Origin of the sequence: Paenibacillus sp. NPDC056579, from assembly GCF_042793215.1 — a bacterium.
Taxonomy (GTDB): Bacteria; Bacillota; Bacilli; order Paenibacillales; family NBRC-103111; genus Paenibacillus_S.
The window spans coordinates 82,211-97,183 of the sequence record NZ_JBHTVD010000012.1; the positions used below are offsets into that span (position 1 = coordinate 82,211).

Sequence of the window (14,973 nt, forward strand, 5' to 3'; positions counted from 1 at the left end):
TGAACGTTCCCGCTGCGCGCTTTGCACACAAACAAGGGCCGCCAATCGGCAGCCCTTAACCTCAATATTGTCTTCCGAACCTCTGACCTAATTCCCCTCTTAAGCCAGCCCCTGAAAATCGATTTCAAGAAACCGCGTCACTTCCGTCTCCCAACGATCCCGGACGAAGCTGACATGTGCCGGGTGAGCGTTATACGCCTCATAGGCCGCCTGATCGGCAAACTCCATGGAGAAGCCAAAATCATAATCGTTCTTCGCGCTGACCTGTCTCAGCACTTCAAATTGCTCCACTTGCGGAATCGAGGTGAGAATCGACTGACCATCCTCTAGAAACTTCTCCTCTTCCCGCGAGCCGCGCTCATGCCGGAGGCAGAAAATAACCATATGACGAATTCGTTGCCGGTCCATATCGATCGCTCCTTATTAAATATAATTGCTTTTCGTATCAAAAATGTGCGGGTCGAGCTTGTTCCAAGGCTCGAAGGTCGTCGTCAGGGTGCAGCGCTGCCCGCTTTCGGCCGACTGGTAGGCCGCGAACATGATTTCATGCACGTGCAGCTGCAGACGTCCGGACGGCTTCGGCTGCTCGCCTGTGCGCAAGCAGTGGATGAAGTGACTCATGATGTCGCGCTCGGAATCGATGGACGGCAGCAGCTTCGGCGCATAGCAATCCGAATAGCCGCGCCAGGTAACCGATTCTGCGTCCGGGATCGGCGCTAGAGGGGAATGCACCACGAGCGGGAACCCGCCGTCGTTGATCGCAATCGTTCCTTTACGGCCGTAAATGAGCGTGTTGTTCTGCTTGATGGAGGTCCCCCACAATGTCCGGATGACCGCGTGCTGCCCTCCCGCGAACGTCAGGATAACGGTAGCGTTATCGTCTACGTCGCTTTGAATTTGCTTGCCGCCGTTCACAATCCGGTTCGGAATGATTGTGTTCACTTCCGCCATAACGTTTTGCGCGGGACCCAGCATGGAGATCAGCCTGCTTATGGGATAAACCATGCAATCGAGAATGGCTCCGCCGTGCGAGATTTCCTTGTTATAATACCAGTTGTCCCTTCCCGGTCCGGGAATGTTCAGCTGCGCTTCCGCTCCCGTAATTTTGCCAATAACCTCTTCACTGACATAAGGTATGGCCGACATAAAGCTTGGGTTCAGATCATAGGGCAAGTTCATGAATATTTTGTTGTTAGCCTCGGACAGCTCCACCATTCGTTTGCAGTCCTCGAAAGCGGTAGCCATCGGCTTTTCATTGAGAACGTGAAGCCCTCTTTCCAGTGCGGCCATGACCACTTCGGCATGTACCGAGTGAGGGGTCGTGACGACAACCGCATCGAGCTCCTCCTCGTCCATCATGCGAAGGTAATCGTCATACCAGCGCGGTATGCCATAGACTTTAGCCTTCTTCTCCGCATTGTCCAAATGTCTGGCGCAGGTTGCCACGAAGGATACCTGCTCGAGCTTCGCCGCCTGTTCAAAAAAGCGGTTGCTGATATCCCCGCTTCCTACCATCCCTAATTTGATCGGTTTCATGCCGCATCCTCCCCTTGTAGAAACTGCCGGAATAAGGTCCGGCCGATGCACTTTCACGCACCATCCTGCGATATCTCGTCTCATTATAAGCGACTTTACGAAGGGTGGAAATGACTGAATATTTCGTAAGTTAGTATCTTCTTGTAAAGTGCCTCCGTCGGTACACCTTACCTTTTGTATACTTATGCAATCTGATGTAACTGCTTACAAATGAACTCCCGTTTCCTTATAATTAGAAAAAGGACAACCCGCATTATCGGATTGGGAGAACCTACAGAACAGGAGCTGATTCACGATGAAAAGCAGAACCATTACAGGCACGGATTTGTCGCCTTCCGTCATTTGTCTGGGCACGGCCAACTTCGGCGAAACGGTAAGCCGCGAGCTCTCCTTCGAGCTTATGGATCGTTATCTGGATCGGGGCGGAAATTTCCTCGATACCGCCAAAGTATACAGCGACTGGGTACCGGGAGAGCGGAGCCGAAGCGAGAAGGTCATTGGAGAATGGATGAAATCGCGCGGCAATCGCAGCCGTATCGTTCTCGCGACCAAAGGGGCGCATCCCGAGCTGGATACGATGCATATTCCGCGAATGAGCAAGGAAGAAATCGTTTCCGATCTGGAGCATAGCCTGCAGCATTTGCAGACGGATTATATCGATTTGTACTGGCTGCATCGCGATGACCCCGAGACACCGGTGGAAGTAATTATCGATGTGTTGAACGACCAGGTACGGCAGGGCAAAATCCGCTGCTTCGGCTGCTCCAATTGGCGCTCGGAACGAATAGAAGCCGCTCAGCAATATGCGAGAGACAAAGGCCTTCAAGGATTTGCAGCCAGCCAAACCAAATGGAGCCTTGCGTCATACAGTGCCGGCAACGATCCTACGCTGGTGGCCATGGACGAGAAGGAGCTGGCGTACCATGAGCGCACCGGCTTGGCGGCAATTCCTTATAACTCGCAGGCGAACGGATTTTTCAGCGGACGGTATACCCTCGACATGCTGAAGGAGCCGAGCGAGGCGAACAAAAAGGTGTGGAAGCTGTGCAACGAAGAGAACCTTCGCAAATTGAAGCTCGTTGAAGAAATCGCGCAGCGGAGCGGTCTGACAATGACCCAAGTCGCGCTGGGGTATTTGCTGGCCCATCCGTTCCCTGTCTTCCCGATCTCCGGCTGTAAAACCGCCGCCCAGCTGGACGATTCCTGCGCCGCCGGCGATGTCATGCTCGATCCGGAAGCGTTCGAGGCGCTGCGGGGGATTCGGGCTTAAGTATCTCTTAAACACTAGGCTGCCGCGAGGCAGTCTTTTGCATATGTAGCGCGCTATATCAGCTCCTTGCGGGATTTTAAATAACTGTACAGCATAACGCCGAAGACCGCACAGAGCAAAGCGCATACACCAATAAACACGTAGCCGGCCTGAAGTCCGCGCAGCAGCCCCAATTCCGTCCCGGCACCGTAGGCGTTTTTGAATCCGTTGGTAATCGCACCAATGGCATAATTTCCGATGACGCTCCCTACTCCCATCAACGTAACGATAAACGTAATGGCCGTGTCGCTGCCGTGCGGGTACCTTTTGGCTATTAGCGCCATGACGGTAGGATACACAGGCGCTATGCCTATGCCGGCGGCAGCGAACAAATAGGCCAGCGATTCCCCTCCGACGATAGCGATCAAGGTACAAATCCCGGAGAAGCAGGAAAAAATGATCAGCGACAACGTAAATCCTATTTTATCGGTCACCGGGCCTAGAACGAGCCTCGCTGCGGAGAAACAGAGGAAGAAGGCCGACAGCATCCCTGAAGCCGATACGCTGTCCCATTGATATGCTTTTTCCAAGAAATTGACCAGCCATCCTCCTACAGCCATTTCCGATACGACCCCGAACGAAAGAACGAGCACCAGCAGCCATAAAGCCGGATCACGCAGCAATTGCTTCAGTGGAATCCGATCCTCGTGCGACGTGTGATCCCCCGGAAAGGTGCTCATGAAAGCAGGAATCATAGGCAGTACGGCCAATGACAGCATGATCAGATACATCCCGCGCCAATCGAACACATGCCCGAACCAGCTTACCGTCATCATGCCGGATGCTATGATGGGAGCGACAATAGAGCTCAACCCGTAGAAGAAATGGGACAGATTCATCATGGTGCCTGTATTGCGTACAAAAATGCGCGCCCCGAGAATAGCCAGGCCGATCTCAAGCATCCCGTTTCCTATATACAGGATAAAATACGAGGAGGTAAACACCGGATAGCTATGGGAGAAGAAAATAAGAACTCCCGACAAGACCATCGATCCGAATGCAATCATGCTGACCGTCTTGATCCCCCATATCCGCGTCAGGTAGGCGGTAAAGGAGCAAGCGATCAAATAACCGAGCGAATTGAGCGACAAAAGGGTGCCCAGCTGCTGTTCATCCAGCCCGAAGTCGTATTGGATTCGCGGAATGGCGGGACCTTTAATGTTTTCCGATAATCCGAAAATAATGAATCCGAGAAAAATCGTCGCCAACTGCATGGCATACCTATATTTCTTCGATTCTACGGCGATTTTGTTCATTGAAAATGACTCCTTGCATTGTTAATACCCGGCGCTTTATATTGGGAACAATTAACCCTATTTTCATGGCAAAGCTTACCATGGTTTCCCCGTCCGCGCAATGGTCATTACGATGCTTATGGCAAAAAAAGCCCTAGCCCGATTAAGGCTTCGGACTAAGGCTGATGCGCCAAGGAAATCGGCGGCTGTCTTCTCACGCGCGCATTACCCTTTCACGGATCCGACCAATGCGCCTTTGGCGAAATATTTTTGCAGGAACGGATACACAATCAGGATCGGGATTGTCGATACCATGATGACCGCCATTTTGATCGTCTGCTCCGGCGGCTTGACGAAATCGTCCCCGAAGCCGGATGTATCGGCGCTGAAGGCGCTCGCCACGATAACGATTTGACGCAGCAGCACCTGAATCGGCCATTTGGCTGCATCGTTCAAATAAATGATCGCATTGAAATAGGTGTTCCAATAATTCACCGCATAAAACAGCGAGATCGTAGCGATAGCCGGCATGGACAGCGGGATGACGATTTTGAACAAAATGCCGAAGTCGTTGCATCCGTCCATTTTGGCCGATTCTTCAATGCCGTCGGGCAAGTTCATGAAGAAGCTGCGCATGATGATCAGGTTGAAGGCGTTGACCGCCGTAGGAAGAATAAGCGACCAATAAGAGTCGACCAGGCCCAACTCCTTGACGACGAGGAACGTAGGGATCAGCCCCCCGTTGAACAGCATGGTGAACACGACGAGAAACATGAGCACCCTGCGTCCGTCCAAATCTCTTCTAGTCAAGCCGTACGCCATAAGGCAGGTCAACAACATGCTCACCAGTGTCCCCACTAGAGTCACGCCGATGGATACCCCCAAAGCTTTATAAATCGCATTCGTAGACAAAATATATTGATACGCCTTGACGGTAAATTCCGTCGGAATCAGCACGAACGGCTTTCTTGCCATCTCCTCCTCCGTTGTGAAGGACGCCATGACCACGTGCAGGAACGGGAGGAAGGTTACCAGCGCAACGATTGCCAGCAGCACAATATTGCACAGATCGAACATTCTGCCGCCCAGCGTTTTATCTTTCACCATGATGAGCTCTCCTTTTCTCCTGTGAGTCGCAAATTACAAATTAGTAGATGCCTTCCTCACCGAATTTTTTGGCCAGTTTGTTCGACAGAACGACCAGGAACAGACCGACGAACGATTTGAAAAAGCCTACCGCCGTACTAAAGCTGAATTGTCCCTGCTTCAGACCGACCGTATATACGTACGTATCCAATATTTCCGCAATTGGACGGTTCATTGAGTTAAGCAGCAAGTACACATGCTCGAAACTGAGATCGAGAACGTTGCCTATCCGAAGAATAAGCAGAACGATAATTACACTCCGGATCGAAGGAAGCGTAATATGCCAGATTTGCCGGAACCGGCCCGCTCCGTCCATTCTTGCCGCTTCATACAGTTGTGGGTCTATAGAGGCAATGGCAGCCAGATAGACAATCGTTCCCCAGCCCGCTTCTCTCCAGATGACCTGGATAATGTACATCGGATGGAACCATGTAGGATCGAGCAGGAAGTTCACTTTCGGAAGCCCGAAATAAACGAGCAATTCGTTGATGATCCCGCCGTCCATCGTCAGCATCACGTAAGAAATCGAAACGATAATAACCCAGGACAAGAAGTGAGGAATATAGACGATCGTTTGTACCAGACGTTTGAAAAAAGCATTGGCCACTTCATTCAGCATGATGGCCAATATGATCGGCACTGGGAAATAAAACAAAATGTTATACAGGAACAAAATCAGCGTGTTCTTAAAAATGTTCCAAAACTCGCCGTCCGTGAACAGCTTCTCGAAATGCTTCAAGCCGACCCATTCACTGCCCATGATGCCCTTGTACGGCATATAATCCTGGAAGGAAATGACGAGCCCGTACATTGGAAAATATTTAAAGATGATAAAGTAAACGAGCCCCGGAATAATCATCATATACATGTAGCGGTTCCGGAGCATGCGTTTCCATAAATCGCTGCTGGATTTGGGACGAGCCTCCATTACTTTAGGCCGGGCGATCGTGTTGTTCATCGCGTATAACTTCCTTTCTTTCCGTAAAATCTTCTATGCTCCGCACGAGCGCCGGAGGAAAGGGAAAGGCGCCTGACGGAACCAGGCAGCCTCCCCGTAACCGGATCCAAACTATTATTTGCCGCCGCTTGCTTTGAACGATGCATTGTATTCTTCGATAATTTTGGCTCCGCCGTCATCCTGCCATTTCTTAATCGCAGCCTGGAAGCCCGCCTCATCGATATTGCCGAGCATGAACTTATAGGAAGCATCCTTGATAATGTCCTGCAGTCTTGCACCCTTCTCGTTATATGTCTTGGAGTCCAATGGAACAGTAGGGTCTTGAAGGGCGAATTTCACCGCATCGTTGGACAGGTTCACCGCTTTTTCCTGCGCCTTCAGCGTGTACAAAGACGGCAAAATGTTCGTCGTATCCGCCAGTGCTACGGTCAAATAAGGCTTCTGCTCCTTCTCCTTCATCTTCTCGTCGGTTCCCGGCTGTACTTTGCCGTCCTGCAGCGTATAGTGCTGGCCTTCCACACCGTATTTCAGCAGGTTCGCGATTTCCGGAGTGTAAAACTTGTCATAGAAGGCCAAAATTTGCTTCAGCTCGCCCTCTGTCTTAACCGCCGATTTCGGGAATACAACCAAGGTTCCGTAGCCCGGAATACCCCATGTCGTAGGCTTGGCGTTGCTTGAGCTGGTAATTTGGTTCACCACTTCGAATTGAGCGTCTTTATTGTTCTTGGACGTTTTGTCCTGAATCGTGAGCACATCCTGCATCGAACCGATATACATGCCGGCTTTGCCCGTATACATCATGTTTTGCTGGTCCGTTTTGCTCGTAACCGGGAAGTCCTGGTTGATTAAGCCTTCGTCACGCAGCTTTTTAATAAACTTCATCGTATCCATGTAGCCCTTGGTCATGAACTCAGGCACCAGCTTGCCGTCGACGGCTCCCCAGCCATTCGGAGTGCCGAAGTACGAGGACAGCGTCTTGAACGCTCCGTAAACAAGATCGTTGCGGTCAGCCAAGCCCAGCGTTTTACCGCCGCCTGCAAAATCCGCTTCTTTGAACTTTTTCAGCATATTGTAGATGTCGTCGGTTGTTTTCGGCTCGGACAAGCCCAGTTTATCGGCCCAGTCCTTGCGATAGATGATCCCTTGGCGGGCGATCGGTCTTTCCTGATACAAGGTATAGATTTTGCCTTCTACCGCGGTATTCTTCAATACGTCCGGGTTCAGCTTGCTCAAGTTCGGATAATCCTTCAAATACGGGCCGATCTCCCAGAACTGGCCGTTTTTGATCGCATCGCGCAGCAGCACGAAGGAAGACTGATTCTTCAAATAAGCCGCTTGCGGAAGAGAGCCTGTAGCGAACGCTGCCTGGAACTTCTCGTCATAGGAGCCGTCCGGCACCCATTGGAATTCGATTTGGCTGTTCGTTTTCTCTTCCAGCAGCTTTTCGATTTTGTCCGATGGAACTTCAGGCGTACTCAAGTTAGCCATGATCGTAATTTTCAAAGGCCCTTGATTCGCCTGGCTGCCGTTAGCCGTCCCCTTGCTTTCCGTCTTCGAGTCTCCGCAGCCTGCCAGAATCGTCGTTACGGCCAATACAGCGGCACAAACCATACTCGTTTTTTGAGCGATCTTCTGATTCTTTTTCAAATGCATTCGACCTCCGTTTTTTGTTTTGCCTTTTGGATTTGCAGGTTGTCTAAGTTTTCGGTGCTGGCCTAATCATATATCGCCGGTACGCATTACAACTACAATCATTGACTCACAACAACCACGAAAAACCCCGTCATATCAACGTTTTTGCGCGATAATCAGGGGCAGGTTAAATTCTGCATATCACAGGATATGGATAACGCGGCAGCAAATCGGGTACTTATAAAAGAAAAAAGACCTTGGTGCTTGTCTATGAAGACAAGACCAGATCTCTGATCATGGGCACAAGTTTACTTGCCAGCAATTCCGGATTCAGATCATCAATTGTCGATGTGATGACATTCAATAGCTTAGCAGCTTTTTCCCCGAATCCTTCCACATGCCGATGAAAGGCTCGTCGACCGCCCACTGGATCATGACAACGGATTCATTCGGTGCCAGAGGCACGGTAGCAAGAGGCTTCCTCCCCATCGTTCCGTCGAACGGATACACGGCGATTTCGTCGTCCGATACGATTCCGACCAGTTCATTCCTAGGCGAAGAAAAAGCGTCCTTGGCGTCCGCACGAACGCTGCGGATTTCATTCCAGCCGACGGCAAGCCGATCGTAGGAGACGACGGAATCCGGCAAAGTAAGCGAGACATCGCTCAGCTGATAACGATACGCATCCTTGCTGCCGTATAACGCCAGCTGCGGAACCCATTGACCCTGCTTGCGGACGATGGCCCAGCTCTCGCCAAGGTCGTCCTGCGGCACCTTCGCCGCTTCTCCATTCGAAAATAACGGCTTGCCGGCGGCAACGGCGTTCAAGTCAGGCTGCACCGAGTCCCCATATAGCTTTTTTAACGAGACGTGGGGCTCCGAGGCAGGCTGCATCGTAAGCTTGGACGGGCTCTGTACGACATCCTGGATCTCCTTAACCCATACGTAGTCGTAAGGCACTTCCTTTCCCTGCTCGTTTTTACGGACCGTTTGGGACACGGATATATAGCGATTCCCTGCGAACAGCAGCTTCTCCGACACCTTCAGCGATACGGCAGGCCGAGGAGCCGCCGTGCGCAATTTATTCGAGCTCGAAGCGACCGAGGCGTTAAGCACCCAAGACGGCTCGGTCGTCCCCGTCTGGTTCTGGGGGACAATTTTCATGAATTCCGTCTTGTAAGGCATCAGGATCCCGTCCCCTTCGGCAACCTTTTGCAGCTTGCCCTGGTTGCCCGCCAGCAAGAGCGTCCTGTACGAGCTGTACTCGGGAACTCCGGCGATGGGACTATGATCCGCTCTCAGTCCGATCAGCACCGCTGAACGAATCTCCACCTCCGGTTGACCTTCGGTTTGCTGCGCCGGAGTAGCGGCAATCGATTCCTCCTGTTTCCCCGGCAATACATCGGGCAGGTGCCCCTGACTATTCATCCATCCGACATACAAGAACAGGGAAGCGGCAACGAGCGAAGCGCTGACCGCGCTAAACCAAGGCAGCCATCTTCTGCTCTTGGCCTCCCTTTCGTCCAAACGTTCGCCTATTCTTTTTTTCAATGCATCAGAGAACCCGTTGCGGGTAAGCGGTTCGCTGGCCAAGCCTTTTTTCAACTCGTCATCGATCGGCTCCATCACTCTGACTCTCCTTTATCTTCTTCATTTTGTTGCGGGCGTGAAATAACCGCGATTTGACCGTTCCTTCGGTTACTCCCAGCACTTGAGCCATTTCCTTCATAGACAATTCGTAATGAGCGAATAATATCAGTACTTCACGATATTTGGCAGGCAGCTTCAGCACCATCCTCCACAAGTCGTTCGTGGCCAGCCGGTTCATGACTTCCTGTTCCGTCGAGGGGGCCTCTGCCGAAGGGGCGAGGAAATCCATTAAAGTCACCTTGCGGTAAAATGCTGCGCGCCGATAATCAAGCGTCATATTGCGCGTTATGGTTAGAATCCACGTTTTTACAGAAGATTCGCTCCGAAACGTATACAGGTTCCGGTACACCTTCAAAAAAACCTCTTGCGTGATGTCATCCGCCTGATCCCATTTCCGCGTCATGCTGTACGCATAGTTCCATACGTCCTTCCCGTAAGCGACCATCAGCTGCTCCAAGATGGCCTTCTTATCGGAGGTTTCTGACAAATATTTTAAGTATTCGAAATTTAATTTGGATTCCAAAACTGCCACCTCGATTATTTGACGACCCATCTTCAATATAAGTTCAAACTTCGCTGCATTCGTCCTTATTTGGTAATTTCATTGTAGCATTGATGGGACGAATCGGGCCAACTAAGATTTCTCATCGCAAAAAAACAGCCGTCAAGCAAGGTTGACGGCTGCAGTTATTATTTATTATTAGTTCCTGCCGGCCTGATAAGCCTCGTTATACTCCCTAATAATGCTGGCTCCACCCCGCTTCTCCCACGTGGCGATTTCATTGCGGAACTGTGCCAGGTCAATTTTGCCCAAGATGTAGTTATAGGTCGCGTTCGTAATCACTTCCGCCAGCTCCCCGCCTATGACTTCATTCGTAGTAGAGGTTAAGGACAGCGTCTGATCGCGGATCAATATACTCTCATTATCTTTTGTCAGCTGATCGGCTTTTACCGCCAATGGGTCCTCCCGCTCTTGCTTGGATTTCATCAAATTCGGGTTGCTCATTCCTGCAATAACGAACGAGGTCAGCGGCAGCACTTCCGAATCGTAAAGCTGATCCATCTCTGCGGTGACGACAATTTGCCCGTCCACTGTCTTGTAATGCTTTCCTTCGATGCCGAAATTCAGCAGCTTGCTCACATTCTGATCCATACTCCGGTCGAAGAAAGCAAGAATGCGCCGCAATTCCTGCTCGTTGGCTATAGCCTTCTTGGAAAACAGGAACAGGCCGCCGAATCCGGGATTGGCCCATACGCCTTCCCCTTTCGGGCCGCGAATCCTGTTGATCAGGGTCAACTGCGCGTTCGGCTCGAACTTCTGAAGCTCGCGGAGCAGTCTCGGGGCATCCTCCATACTGCCGATAAAGCCTCCCGCTTTGCCGCTGATCAGCATATATCTTTGAATTTGCTTGCTGGTGACGGCAAAATCCTTATTCATGCTGCCTTCGCTCACCAGCTTTTTCATATAGTTCATCGTATCGACGTATTCGGCAGTCATGAAATCCGGCACGAGCTTGCCATCTCTGACGCCCCAATTGTTAGGCGTACCGAAGTAGGAGCTTAACGTCTTGAACGCCCCGTAGGTAAGGTCCCCGCGGTCTGCCAGCCCTATTGTGTCCTGAGCCCCGTTTCCGTTCGGATCGTTATACGTAAACTGCCTCAGCACTTCATACAGCTCATCCACTGTCGTCGGCTCCTTAAGCTTCAACCGGTCGAGCCAATCTTTGCGCAGAATGACGCCTTGGCGGGATAACGGCCTCTCCGTATAGAGACCGTATAGCTTCTCCTGCACCGCCGTTTCCTTGAGAATTTCTTTGTTCAGCTTTTTTAAGTTCGGATAAAACTCGAGATAAGGGCCGATTTCCCAGAACATATCGGAGCGGAGGGCATTTTTCACAATGCCGTAATCCGTCTGGTTCACGTAGGTGACCTGCTTCAACGAATTCGTTTGCAGAGCATTGATCAGCTTGTCTTTATAATTATCGTTCGGAATCCAGTCCACTTCGAGCTTGGCTTGAGCCGCCCGCTCTACGGCTGTCATCATTTCAGCGGGAGGAGCCTGATTCTGATGCAGCGGGATCATGATGCCGATGGGCTTGGCCGTTTCGTCCGCAGCATTCGCGCCGCCCGGCAGCTGCTCCCTGGTACATCCGCCCAGCAGAACGGCCAGCACCGCTGTGAGCACGAAAGCGATTACAGCTATATGCGGTTTTGTGTACGGATTATGTCCCATCTTAACCCGCTCCTCCTCCGATATATTGGTGTATTTCATTATACACGATTGTGTAATTGGATGAAATCGTTGCTCGTCCGGCTGCGGATTGATACAATTAACTTTGTCCTGTAACGTCGAAAATAGTCGGAAACGGAGGTCCGAGATGCAAAGAACCAGCTATCTAACCAGACTCATACTATTCGGATGCATCCTATGCACGGTTCCCGTAATATTTTTCGGCATCCTGTCGTACCTCCAGTCGTCCAATGAAATTCAAAAGCAGGTCAACCGGGGACAAATCCAGCTGCTGACACAGATGAACTCCAATGTGGAGCAAATCCTCCGGACGATCAACCATGCGTTCGACCAGCTCGTCAATTCCCCCTTGATGGCCAAGGTGCTAAGCGAGCCCTTCACCTCGGACGATTTCATGCTGTACAAGGATTTGCGCAAGGAAATCAGCAATACCCAATCGTTTTATACCAAAGTGGATGATGTCGTTATCGTCAATCTCAAGCAGGATTGGATGATCAAAAACTCCGGCTTCTATACGTTTTCGAATTATATACACCGCTTTCAAATCGCCAACCAGATGCTTTTGCCCAATACGATCTCATGGGTGATGAACCCGAGCGTCTGGTTTTACAGCGAGGAAAAGGCGAATGCCGCAGCCTGTCCGTATACGATCAGCCTCGTCAAGAAGCTTCCTGACCAAAGCCTCGACAAATACGGGCTGGCCTTTACGAATTTGACGACCTGCAGCCTGGCCGAGCTGTTGAATTATACGCCGAGAGAATCGGAGACGGTCATGATCCTGGACGATCAGGAGCGCATCCTGTTCCACTCGGATCCCTCTATGATAGGCAAATACGCCATCAATACGGAATTCATTCGCGACCCGTCCATTTTCACGCAAGCTTCGGGGCAGTTCCAGACCGAAGTGAACGACCAGCTGTATACGGCCACCTATCTCCGGTCGTCGTATAACAACTGGATTTACTTGTCCATTATTTCTATCGACAGTCTGACCCAGGATTCCAAAAAAATCGGAAGATACACGATCTTCGTGTGCCTTATTATCGTCGCCGTCTTCTTGCTTATCGCGTGGCTCGGGTCCCGCAAAATGTACAACCCGATCGAGCGGCTGATGAAAGAAATCGGCGGAGGAAAAGTCCCGAGCGGGGAAAAGCGGCTCAGCAATGAGTTTGATTTCATCAGCGCCCAGGTGCAGACGCTGTTTCAGTCGAAATCGCAGCTGGAAACCGAGATGCACCGGCATCTCCAGCAAGCGCTGACCTATTTCCTGATCAAGGTGTTTCAGGGGAAGGTACGGCGCGACGAGATGATGGAACGGATGGAGCTGTTCGGCTTGAGCGGCATGCTATCGGAGTGGCGGATGCATTCGGTCATTACTCTGCAGATCGATACGCTGGACAACACGCGTTACGGCAAGGAGGATATGGAGCTCCTGCTGTTCGCAATCAATAACATTATCGAGGAAATCATTCCGTCCGACGTCCGGCTCCCGCCGGTCTTCATCGAGCAGACGCAGGTCACTTTGATCGGAAGCAGGGATCCGTCACCGGACGCTTTCAAAAGCTATATGTATACCGTAACCGAGACGATACAGCAAACTGTACAGCGGGTTCTCGGCCTGGAAATCAGCATCGGCATCAGCCTGCCCTTCGACGATTTGAAGCAAGCCTCCGTCGCTTACCGCGAAGGACTGGAAGCTTTGAAGCAGCGCATTCATCTGGGCGGCCGCGTCATCATTTCATATGCCAATATTAACGAAGGGAAGCATCAGCTGCATCTGGATTACCCCTTCCTGACCGAAAGCGAGCTGCTCGACGCCATCCTGCTTGCCGATGAGGACAATGCCCAGCGGCTGCTCAGCCAGTTTATGAAAATTATTTTCAAGCATGAAATGGCGCCTCAGGAATATCAGATCCCGATGGTCCGCCTGTTTACGAGCTTGATGGTCGCGATGCAGGAATCGGGCGTTACCTTGAACCAGCTTCTGCCCAAGGGCGGCTCGCTGTATGAGGAGCTGAACAAGCTGCAAATGAGCAGGGAAATCGAGGAATGGTTCTGGACGCGGGTCATCTCGCCTTTGATCGGCATTTACAAGGACCGGCAAAACTCGCAGTACCAGAGCATCTCCGAGAAAATCATCGATATGATTCACAAGCAGTACGATACCGATCTGACGATCGAGCAGTGTGCTTCCCAGCTGCATTATAACGCAAACTATTTGAGCGGCATTTTCCGCAAGGAAACCAGCACGACGTTTAGCGAATACTTGTCGGCTTACCGTTTCGCCATGGCGAAGAAGTGGCTTACCGAGACGGATATGACGATCAAGGATATCGCCGAAAAGCTGCAATATATGAACTCGCAAAACTTCATCCGTTCTTTCCGCAAGCAGGAAGGCGTTACGCCAGGACAATACCGCGAATCGTTCCGCAAAAGAGGCCAGTGACAGCCGGATCTGCTCCGGCACCTAGGTTTCGGGACAATAGCCCGGATTGAGCTGCTGCAGACGCCGGCTGTAGCCGGTATCGAGCTTCGCGAGCTCTTGGTAGTAGCTGCGGATCGTATGGTTGCCAATGATCGTAGACCGGCTGAACCGCAGCCGAAAGGCGCCCTTCACATGCCGATAATTCGCATAACTCAAGGAGGGGGGGAGAACGGGAACCAGGTCGGATTCATTTACGACCCGAACGCTGTGGCGAATCTTGCGTCCAAAAGCGGAGGCGAAAACGGCGTCACCCGTTTTCGGGGCAGCGTACGTATACAGCTTCGGCTGCTTGAACTTGCTGTTGACGGCTGTATCGAGAGCGCACATGGCAGCTATCGCGCCGCCGAGACTGTGGCCGGCAATCCAAAGGGCCTTGTCTCCGGACTGCTTGCGCAGGCAGCGCATGATGCTGTCCCGTGCCGCTTGCTCGTACAGCCTCGTGAACCCGCGATGCGTTCTGCCCGCCGACGGAACAAACGGGAACCGAACCTGCTGCATATCCGTATTGGTGAGCAGCTCGGCTGCGCTCTCTGTGCCCCGGAAGACGATGATTACCGTCGTCGCGGATTGGAGAATCATGCCTAAATAGGGGTCCTTTTTGCCGCCCAGCACGGCTACTTTGCGATAGCCCTTGGGCAGGATGCATTTTCCCCCGTTCTTATATTGCTGCACCGCCTGGTAGACGGCCGCTGCCAGAAATATCGCCCGGTCCGTGACCGCCTTCGCTGCCTTACCGCTCATCTCCTTCTCCCCCTGGGACGCTCGCGCGCT

At 51.7% G+C, this 14,973-nt stretch carries 12 protein-coding genes; 2 read left to right on the plus strand and 10 right to left on the minus strand.

Annotated features, from left to right (window positions below):
• Nucleotides 1–99: 99 nt before the first annotated feature.
• Both ACFQ88_RS32665 and ACFQ88_RS32670 read right to left on the minus strand, forming a co-directional pair.
• Nucleotides 100–408, minus strand: coding sequence for a Dabb family protein (locus tag ACFQ88_RS32665; protein ID WP_379461097.1), 309 nt, complete (start codon nt 406–408; stop codon nt 100–102).
• 15 nt (nt 409–423) lie between these two features.
• Nucleotides 424–1,536 (minus strand): Gfo/Idh/MocA family protein, encoded by a 1,113-nt coding sequence (locus ACFQ88_RS32670; protein WP_379461101.1) that lies wholly within the window; start codon nt 1,534–1,536, stop codon nt 424–426.
• A 295-nt stretch (nt 1,537–1,831) separates the two neighbouring features.
• Here ACFQ88_RS32670 and ACFQ88_RS32675 point away from each other — a divergent pair, with 295 nt between their 5' ends.
• The gene (locus tag ACFQ88_RS32675) at nt 1,832–2,806 is read left to right on the plus strand and encodes an aldo/keto reductase (protein ID WP_379461103.1); all 975 of its coding nucleotides are present in this window, start codon (nt 1,832–1,834) and stop codon (nt 2,804–2,806) included.
• A 53-nt stretch (nt 2,807–2,859) separates the two neighbouring features.
• Here the strand turns inward: ACFQ88_RS32675 and ACFQ88_RS32680 are convergent, their stop codons facing one another.
• From ACFQ88_RS32680 to ACFQ88_RS32710, 7 genes are all read right to left on the minus strand, one after another.
• Entirely contained in the window at nt 2,860–4,101 is a 1,242-nt protein-coding gene (locus ACFQ88_RS32680; RefSeq protein ID WP_379461105.1) for an MFS transporter, read from the minus strand.
• A gap of 204 nt (nt 4,102–4,305) precedes the next feature.
• On the minus strand, nt 4,306–5,187 hold the full coding sequence (locus tag ACFQ88_RS32685) for a carbohydrate ABC transporter permease (protein ID WP_239629680.1): 882 nt from the start codon (nt 5,185–5,187) through the stop codon (nt 4,306–4,308).
• A 40-nt stretch (nt 5,188–5,227) separates the two neighbouring features.
• Nucleotides 5,228–6,184, minus strand: coding sequence for an ABC transporter permease (locus tag ACFQ88_RS32690; RefSeq protein ID WP_275590438.1), 957 nt, complete (start codon nt 6,182–6,184; stop codon nt 5,228–5,230).
• A gap of 114 nt (nt 6,185–6,298) precedes the next feature.
• Nucleotides 6,299–7,795 carry an extracellular solute-binding protein gene (locus ACFQ88_RS32695; protein ID WP_379461347.1) on the minus strand — a complete coding sequence of 499 codons (1,497 nt, stop codon included), beginning with the start codon at nt 7,793–7,795 and terminating at the stop codon, nt 6,299–6,301.
• Between the two features lie 381 nt (nt 7,796–8,176).
• Nucleotides 8,177–9,442, minus strand: a complete 1,266-nt coding sequence (locus ACFQ88_RS32700) for a hypothetical protein (protein WP_239629690.1) — start codon at nt 9,440–9,442, stop codon at nt 8,177–8,179.
• Nucleotides 9,426–10,019 carry an RNA polymerase sigma factor gene (locus ACFQ88_RS32705; RefSeq protein ID WP_379461110.1) on the minus strand — a complete coding sequence of 198 codons (594 nt, stop codon included), beginning with the start codon at nt 10,017–10,019 and terminating at the stop codon, nt 9,426–9,428. Before ACFQ88_RS32705 ends, ACFQ88_RS32700 begins: the two co-directional genes overlap by 17 nt.
• Before the next feature lie 147 nt (nt 10,020–10,166).
• Nucleotides 10,167–11,699 carry an extracellular solute-binding protein gene (locus ACFQ88_RS32710; RefSeq protein WP_379461112.1) on the minus strand — a complete coding sequence of 511 codons (1,533 nt, stop codon included), beginning with the start codon at nt 11,697–11,699 and terminating at the stop codon, nt 10,167–10,169.
• Between the two features lie 145 nt (nt 11,700–11,844).
• On the opposite strand from ACFQ88_RS32710, the gene ACFQ88_RS32715 reads away from it, so the two are divergent.
• Nucleotides 11,845–14,163, plus strand: coding sequence for an AraC family transcriptional regulator (locus ACFQ88_RS32715; protein ID WP_379461115.1), 2,319 nt, complete (start codon nt 11,845–11,847; stop codon nt 14,161–14,163).
• Nucleotides 14,164–14,184: 21 nt separating this feature from the next.
• Here the strand turns inward: ACFQ88_RS32715 and ACFQ88_RS32720 are convergent, their stop codons facing one another.
• Entirely contained in the window at nt 14,185–14,943 is a 759-nt protein-coding gene (locus ACFQ88_RS32720) for a lipase family protein (RefSeq protein ID WP_239629702.1), read from the minus strand.
• Nucleotides 14,944–14,973 lie beyond the last annotated feature (30 nt).